The organism is Janthinobacterium longum (assembly GCF_051380735.1).
In the GTDB taxonomy this organism is placed as follows: domain Bacteria; phylum Pseudomonadota; class Gammaproteobacteria; order Burkholderiales; family Burkholderiaceae_D; genus Janthinobacterium.
Genome location: NZ_JBNYXQ010000002.1, coordinates 553,746 through 560,674, shown reverse-complemented (window position 1 = coordinate 560,674; position 6,929 = coordinate 553,746). Strand labels below are relative to the sequence as shown.

8 protein-coding genes are annotated in these 6,929 nt (G+C 59.7%); 5 read left to right on the top strand and 3 right to left on the bottom strand.

The annotated features are described in order from the left end of the window. Positions 1-413: 413 nt before the first annotated feature. The gene (locus ACQ4WM_RS10800; protein WP_436546662.1) at positions 414-1,190 is read right to left on the bottom strand and encodes an enoyl-CoA hydratase; all 777 of its coding nucleotides are present in this window, start codon (positions 1,188-1,190) and stop codon (positions 414-416) included. Positions 1,191-1,395: 205 nt separating this feature from the next. Here ACQ4WM_RS10800 and ACQ4WM_RS10795 point away from each other — a divergent pair, with 205 nt between their 5' ends. Then, positions 1,396-1,833: a universal stress protein gene (locus ACQ4WM_RS10795; RefSeq protein WP_436546661.1), complete on the top strand. Its 438-nt coding sequence runs from the start codon at positions 1,396-1,398 to the stop codon at positions 1,831-1,833. Positions 1,834-1,843: 10 nt separating this feature from the next. On the opposite strand, the gene mltA is transcribed toward ACQ4WM_RS10795, so the two are convergent. Further along, positions 1,844-3,064 carry a murein transglycosylase A gene (gene mltA / locus ACQ4WM_RS10790; protein WP_436546660.1) on the bottom strand — a complete coding sequence of 407 codons (1,221 nt, stop codon included), beginning with the start codon at positions 3,062-3,064 and terminating at the stop codon, positions 1,844-1,846. A gap of 10 nt (positions 3,065-3,074) precedes the next feature. On the opposite strand from mltA, the gene ACQ4WM_RS10785 reads away from it, so the two are divergent. Then, the gene (locus tag ACQ4WM_RS10785) at positions 3,075-3,221 is read left to right on the top strand and encodes a hypothetical protein (protein WP_436546659.1); all 147 of its coding nucleotides are present in this window, start codon (positions 3,075-3,077) and stop codon (positions 3,219-3,221) included. A gap of 10 nt (positions 3,222-3,231) precedes the next feature. Here ACQ4WM_RS10785 and apaG read toward each other — a convergent pair whose 3' ends face one another. Beyond that, on the bottom strand, positions 3,232-3,606 hold the full coding sequence (gene apaG / locus ACQ4WM_RS10780) for a Co2+/Mg2+ efflux facilitator ApaG/CorD (protein WP_436546658.1): 375 nt from the start codon (positions 3,604-3,606) through the stop codon (positions 3,232-3,234). Between the two features lie 148 nt (positions 3,607-3,754). Between apaG and rpe the strand changes: the two genes are divergently transcribed. From rpe to trpE, 3 genes are all read left to right on the top strand, one after another. Further along, on the top strand, positions 3,755-4,429 hold the full coding sequence (gene rpe, locus ACQ4WM_RS10775) for a ribulose-phosphate 3-epimerase (RefSeq protein WP_436546657.1): 675 nt from the start codon (positions 3,755-3,757) through the stop codon (positions 4,427-4,429). Next, positions 4,429-5,133 (top strand): phosphoglycolate phosphatase, encoded by a 705-nt coding sequence (locus ACQ4WM_RS10770; RefSeq protein WP_436546656.1) that lies wholly within the window; start codon positions 4,429-4,431, stop codon positions 5,131-5,133. Before rpe ends, ACQ4WM_RS10770 begins: the two co-directional genes overlap by 1 nt. Positions 5,134-5,391: 258 nt before the next feature. Continuing rightward, positions 5,392-6,888 (top strand): anthranilate synthase component I, encoded by a 1,497-nt coding sequence (gene trpE / locus ACQ4WM_RS10765; RefSeq protein WP_436546655.1) that lies wholly within the window; start codon positions 5,392-5,394, stop codon positions 6,886-6,888. The last annotated feature ends 41 nt before the right edge of the window (positions 6,889-6,929 follow it).

Sequence of the window (6,929 nt, the reverse complement as noted above, 5' to 3'; positions counted from 1 at the left end):
ATGCCGCCAGCGTTCAATCTGAGCCAGGATCAAACTCTTCAGTTTAATCTCTGTTACTTTGCCCTGTTACAGGCACCATCATTGCTGATGGGTCGCTCACTCAAAAAACTGACAGGCCACTACTTTCGTAGCGCCTATTTCATTATTTCTTGTGAACATTTGATATTTTAAGTTTTACAGCGATCCGAAAATCACTGCTGCACTTCATCAAATGCCCACACTTATCGACTGTTAATTGTTAAAGAACTGTATTCGGTGCTACTTTCGCGCTATCGACAAAGCGTTGTGTTTGTCAGCTGCGAAGAAGGAAGAGTATGAAGCTTTTTCAGCATTTCGTCAACCTTCTTTTCTACCCCGTTTTGCTCTGCAACACCTTGTTTTGTGTGCGTTGTTTTGCGGGGAGCCGAATCATATCAAAGGCCGTCGAAGTTTGGCAAGCGCTTTTCCAAAAAGGCGTGCATGCCCTCTTTCTGCGCCGGCGTGCCGAACGCGGCCTGGAACAAACGGCGCTCATACGCCACGCCATCGGTCAGCGTGGTTTCAAAGGCGCGGTTGACGCAATCCTTGATCATCATGGCGACCGAGGTCGGCATGGCGGCGATGGTTTGAGCGGCGGCCAGGGTTTCTTCCAGCAATTTATCGGCCGGCACCACGCGCGACACCAGGCCGATACGTTCTGCTTCGGCAGCATCGATGGTGCGCGCCGTCAGCAGCAAGTCCATCGCCTTGGCCTTGCCAATGGCGCGCGGCAAACGCTGCGTACCACCCGCGCCTGGCGTGACGCCGACCTTGATTTCCGGCTGGCCGAATTTGGCGCTGTCGGCGGCGATCAAAAAGTCGCACATCATGGCCAGTTCGCACCCGCCGCCCAGCGCATAGCCGGCCACCGCACCGACCACCGGTTTGCGCACGCGCAGGATATGCTCCCAGTTGCGGCTGATATAGCCTTGCGTAAACGTGTCGGGATAGGTGTAGTCGGCCATGGCGGCGATGTCGGCACCGGCGGCAAACGCTTTCTCACTGCCGGTCAGCACGATGCAGCCGATGCTGTCGTCGGCGTCGAACTTGAGCAGCGCGTCGCCCAGTTCGTTCATCATGCGCTCGTTCAGGGCATTCAGCGCCTTGGGGCGATTCAGGCGTATCAGCGCGACTTTGTCCTGGATTTCAATGATCAGATCTTCATAGTGCATGGTGTCTCCTCGCTTGGGGGTACTCGCGATTGTAGCGGCTAATGGCAGAGCTGGGCAGCGTTGCGGCATAACTCGGCAAACATGCTTACACTGGAAACGTGCCTCGGCGAAGCTATTGCCAGCGAAGCATGGCAACTTTGATCTGCATCAAAGTTTTGCCTGAGGTAAATCCATAAGCTGTCCAATTATTATCAGGGAGCACGCAATGTTTACATCGATCTTATTTCCGACTGACGGTTCCCCCTTGTCTGACCAGGCTGCCCAGACCGCCATCGCATTTGCCAAACTGAACCAGGCCAAGCTGGTGGTCCTGAGCGTGGTGCAACCGTTTCCGTTTTCGCCGATGGCCGACGGCGGCATCGTGCTAGACGCCAGCCTGTACGAGCAACAGATGAATGAATCGGCGCAGCACGCAGTCGATAAAATCGGCGAGGCCGCACGCGCCGCCAACGTCGCGTTTGAAGGCGTGGTCGCCGTGTCGCCGAGCCCGCATGAAGAAATCGTCAATACGGCGCAAGCGTGTCAGTGCGACATCATCCTGATGGCCTCGCATGGCCGCAAGGGTCTCAACAAGCTGTTTGTGGGCAGCGAAACGCAAAAAGTGCTGGCCCACACGCATTTACCGGTGATGGTATTGCGTTAAGCAAGAGCCACTAGTGCGGCTGCTTCGGCAGCAGCACCCACACCATGCCGCTCTGCTTCATGCGGCCTGCGTTTTCGGCCGCTTCCGCACCAAAGCCAAAGAAATAGTCAACCCGGATCGGCCCGCGGATGGCGCCGCCCGTGTCCTGCGCCATCACCAGGCGCTGCATCGGGATATCGCTGTTGGCCTGCGTGGTCGATAAAAACACGGGCACGCCCAGCGGCACGTAGCGTGAGTCGATGGCAACCGAGCGCTGCGGCGTGAGCGGTACGCCCAGCGCGCCTTTCGGCCCCACTTTCGGGTCCGGCAAGCGCTCTTCCTTGAAGAACACATAGCTGGGATTGGCGTTGAACAGCTCATCCTTGCGCGTCGGGTGACCGGCGATCCAGGCCTTGATGCCCTGCGCAGACGCCTGGCTCATGGTCAATTCACCCTTGTCGACCAGGTAGCGGCCGATCGACTGGTAGGGGTGGCCATTCTGATCCGCATAGGCAAGGCGCACGGTTTCCTGGGTATCGGTCAGCTGCACCCTGCCGCTGCCTTGCACCTGCAGGAAAAACGCTTCCACCTCGTCGTCGACCCACATCAGCTCCTTGCCAGCCATTGCCGGGGCGCGCTCGATCTCGGCACGGGTGGCATACGGCACTACTTTCTTGCCGACCAGCTTGCCGCGCAAGCGCATGTTTTTCAGCTCGGGATACACACTGGACAAATCCACCGACACCAGGTCGTCCGGCACCTTGTACAGCGGTGTCTGGTACGGCCCGCCACGTTTGCGCGCGCCATGCAACAGCGGTTCGTAATAGCCTGTCACCAGGCCGGAACTGGCGCCATCGGCGGCGACTATCTGGTTCGGCACGAAAAACGCTTCGAAGAACTGGCGAATCGCCTGATCGCTGTCGGCATTGACCTGGCGCGCGATCGTGCACGGCTCCTTCCAGTCGGGCCGCTTGACCAGCACGCCGCACGAGGCCATGAAGGCGGGCCAGGCCGCACGCACGTCGTCGCGACCCCAGCCGGGCAAGGCGGCAAAGCTGACCGGCACAAAAGTGGGCGCCTGGACGTCGCTGGCGTCAGGCGCGGCCGGTTTGGCAGGCACCGGCTTGACGACAGATGGCGTAATGGCCGGCGGCCTGGCGGGCGCGGGCTTCAGCGGCGCCGTGCTGGTACAGGCAGATAACGCCAGCGCGACGGCGACGCTTGAAACGAGTAGACTGAGGCGTAAAGACATAGGAGAGCGTATGTGGATCTTGGTAATTGAAGCGATGGTGGCGTTCTTCCTGCTGGCGTTCATCGTCTGGTGGACCATGTATGCGGGCAAGAATCGCACGCCGCCAACGCAGAAACAGGTGGCAACCGACAAGGACGCCACCGAAAAATTGAAATAAGCGCGGTAGTTTAGTGCAGTGTGCGCGGCAGCGACAACACGAACTCGGGAATCTGCGCCTCGAAACGGTGACCATCTTCGGCCACGCAGAAATACTCGCCCAGCATCGTGCCTTGCGGCGTGGCCAGCACGGTGCCGCTGGTGTATTCAAACTGTTCGCCCGGCTGCAGCAGCGGCTGGTGGCCGACGGCGCCCAGGCCACGCACTTCCTCCACCTTGTTGTTGGCGTCCGTGATCACCCAGTGGCGCGAAATCAGTTGCGCGCCGACCGTGCCGCTGTTGACCACGCGGATGGTGTAGCTGAATACGTGGCGGCCCTGGTCGGGTGCCGATTGATCGGGCAAATACTGTGTCTTGACCGTTACCGTAAATTCATAAGTCGCCATCGTCGTCCTTGTCTGGTTCATGAGGTGTCGCGCCACCGCCTTGCCGGCTGGTGCGCAAGAGGTATTCTGTGTTTCTAAAGGACATGGCAACGGCGTCAAGCGTAAAATAGCGCAACTTTGCATCTTCTACCCTTTGGCCCTGATCACCATGACATCATTTCGCATCGCTCCCAGCATCCTGTCCGCCGACTTCGCCCGCCTGGGCGAGGAAGTACGCAACGTCGTCACCGCCGGCGCCGACATCATTCACTTCGACGTGATGGATAACCATTATGTGCCAAACCTGACGATCGGCCCGCTGGTGTGCGAAGCCATCCGCCCGCATGTGCAAGTGCCCATTGACGTGCACCTGATGGTCAAGCCTGTCGATCGCATTATCCCGGATTTCGCCAAAGCCGGTGCGAACATCATCACCTTCCACCCGGAAGCGTCGGAACACCTGGACCGCTCGCTGCAGCTGATCCGCGACAACGGCTGCAAGGCCGGCCTGGTCTTCAACCCGGGCACGCCGCTGCACTACCTGGAACACGTGATGGACAAGATCGACATCATCCTGATCATGTCGGTCAACCCCGGTTTCGGCGGCCAGTCCTTCATTCCACAAGCGTTGAAAAAAATCGCCGAAGCGCGCCGCATGATCGATGAATCGGGCCGCGACATCATGCTCGAAGTCGATGGCGGCATCAAGATCGACAATATCGCAGCAGCAGCAGCAGCCGGCGCCGACACCTTTGTCGCCGGCTCGGCCATCTTCGGCAAGCCTGACTATAAAGCAGTGATCGACGCCATGCGCGCAGAGCTGGCCAGCGTGGTGGGCAAATAATGGGCGCGGGCGCGGTGAACCATGCAGTGCTGGCCGGCGTACGTGCCGCCATTATCGATCTTGATGGCACGATGCTCGACACCGTGCCCGACTTTCATGTCGCCATCAACGGCATGCGCGGCGAGTTCGACCTGCCGCCCATCAGCGCCGAAGCGATCAAGCTGATGGTGGGCAAAGGCTCGGAAAACCTGATCCGCACGGTACTGGCGCTCGATTTTGATCCTGCCGGCGTGGCGCAGCGTTTCGAAGCGGCGATGGATGGCTACCAGCGTCACTACCTGACCATCAATGGCCAGCACAGCACCCTGTACCCGGAGGTGGAAGCGGGCCTGGCTGCGATGAAGGCGGCAGGGCTGCGCCTGGCCTGCGTTACCAACAAGCCGATCGCGTTCGCGCTGCCGCTGCTGAAGCTGAAAAACCTCGATCAGTATTTTGAGATCGTCTACGGCGGCGACTCGCTGGCGAAGAAGAAACCGGACCCGCTGCCCTTGCTGCAAGTGTGCGCGGACTTCGACCTGGCGCCGGCCAACGTGGTGGCCATCGGCGACTCCTCGAATGACGCGCAAGCGGCCCGCGCTGCGGGTTGCCCCGTGCTGACGGTGCCGTACGGGTACAACCACGGACACTCTATACACGATACCGATTCCGATGGTATAGTAAATACGCTGCTTGACGCGGCTCATGCCATCAGCATGCAAAATTGAATCGTCTACTGATTTCACTACTTTCTCGCATACTGACCCGGACCACATCTTATCGTGAACACGTTTCTCATCAAAAAACACAATGTCACCCAAACCGGCTCGATTGAGGCCTGGCTTTGGCGACGCTGGCAATCCTGGCAGGCTTAAGGCCGAGCCGTACGCTGATTGCTGTCGCTTGCGCACCCGCATGCGACAGGTTTTTTGATAACCCACCGCAGGGTCGGTGCACATTTGCACCCCTGCGGCATGGAGAGACACATGACCGAACTCGAATTCAAATCGCTGGCCCAGCAAGGCTATAACCGCATCCCCCTGATCGCCGAAGCCTTCGCCGACCTGGAAACCCCGCTCACGCTATACCTGAAACTGGCGCAAACCCAGCAAGGCGGGAAGAACACCTTTCTGCTTGAATCGGTAGTCGGTGGCGAGCGCTTCGGCCGCTTCTCGTTTATCGGCCTGCCTGCCACCACCGTGCTGCGCACCTTTGGCAGCCGCACCGAGATCGTGAAAAATGGCGCGGTGATCGAGGAACACGAAGGCAATCCGCTCGACTTCATCGAGCAATACCAGTCGCGTTTCAAGGTGGCGCTGCGCCCCGGCATGCCGCGTTTCTGCGGCGGCCTGGCCGGCTACTTCGGCTACGACACGGTGCGCCATATCGAGAAAAAACTGGCCGGCGGCGCGCCGAAGGATGACCTGGGCCTGCCCGATATCCAGCTGATGGTGACCGAAGAACTGGCCGTAATCGATAACCTGTCCGGCAAGTTGTATCTGATCGTGTATGCCGACACCACCGTGCCCGAGTCATTTTCGAAAGCGCGCCAGCGCCTGAAGGACCTGCGCATGCTGCTGCGCCGTGGCATCGATGCGCCTGTGACCAGTGCCTCGGTCCGCACTGAAACGATCCGCGACTTTTCAAAAGAAGATTATCTGCAGGCCGTCGCCAAGGCGCATGAGTATGTGATGGCCGGCGACCTGATGCAGGTGCAGATCGGCCAGCGCATCCGCAAACCGTATGTCGACTCGCCACTGAGCCTGTACCGCGCGCTGCGTTCGCTGAACCCGTCGCCGTATATGTACTTCTATAACTTCGGCGACATGCAGATCATCGGCGCTTCGCCCGAGATCCTGGTGCGCAATGAAAACCTCGCTGACGGCAGCAAGAAAGTGACGCTTCGTCCGATCGCCGGCACGCGTCCGCGCGGCGCCACGCCAGAACGCGACGCGGAACTGTCTGCCGAACTGCTGGCCGATCCAAAAGAGATCGCCGAACATGTGATGCTGATCGACCTGGCGCGCAACGATATCGGCCGCATCGCCACCACCGGTAGCGTGCAGGTGACCGACCGCATGGTGATCGAAAAATACTCGCACGTGCAGCACATCGTCTCGAACGTGGAAGGCACGCTGAAGGATGGCTTGTCGAACCTCGACGTGCTGCGCGCCACTTTCCCGGCCGGCACCCTGACCGGGGCGCCCAAAGTGCGCGCAATGGAAGTGATCGATGAACTGGAAATCACCAAGCGTGGCATTTACGGCGGCGCCTGCGGCTACCTCTCGTTTGGCGGCGAAATGGATGTGGCGATCGCGATCCGCACCGGCGTGATCAAGGACGGCATGCTGTACGTGCAGGCCGCGGCTGGCATCGTCGCCGACTCGATCCCCGAAATGGAATGGCAGGAAACCGAAAACAAGGCGCGCGCCGTATTGCGCGCCGCCGAACAGGTGCAAGACGGCCTGGACGGCGACTTCTGATGCCAGTGCCGGGCGCTGAACCTGCCCGCGCCATGACCACG

What these genes read in the sequence shown, in the direction of transcription:
- ACQ4WM_RS10800 (WP_436546662.1), bottom strand. Translation starts at nt 1,190, where the DNA reads ATGCACTATGAAGATCTGATCATTGAAATCCAGGACAAAGTCGCGCTG.
- ACQ4WM_RS10785 (WP_436546659.1), top strand. Translation starts at nt 3,075, where the DNA reads ATGTGGATCTTGGTAATTGAAGCGATGGTGGCGTTCTTCCTGCTGGCG.
- ACQ4WM_RS10770 (WP_436546656.1), top strand. Translation starts at nt 4,429, where the DNA reads ATGGGCGCGGGCGCGGTGAACCATGCAGTGCTGGCCGGCGTACGTGCC.
- mltA (WP_436546660.1), bottom strand. Translation starts at nt 3,064, where the DNA reads ATGTCTTTACGCCTCAGTCTACTCGTTTCAAGCGTCGCCGTCGCGCTG.
- trpE (WP_436546655.1), top strand. Translation starts at nt 5,392, where the DNA reads ATGACCGAACTCGAATTCAAATCGCTGGCCCAGCAAGGCTATAACCGC.
- rpe (WP_436546657.1), top strand. Translation starts at nt 3,755, where the DNA reads ATGACATCATTTCGCATCGCTCCCAGCATCCTGTCCGCCGACTTCGCC.
- ACQ4WM_RS10795 (WP_436546661.1), top strand. Translation starts at nt 1,396, where the DNA reads ATGTTTACATCGATCTTATTTCCGACTGACGGTTCCCCCTTGTCTGAC.
- apaG (WP_436546658.1), bottom strand. Translation starts at nt 3,606, where the DNA reads ATGGCGACTTATGAATTTACGGTAACGGTCAAGACACAGTATTTGCCC.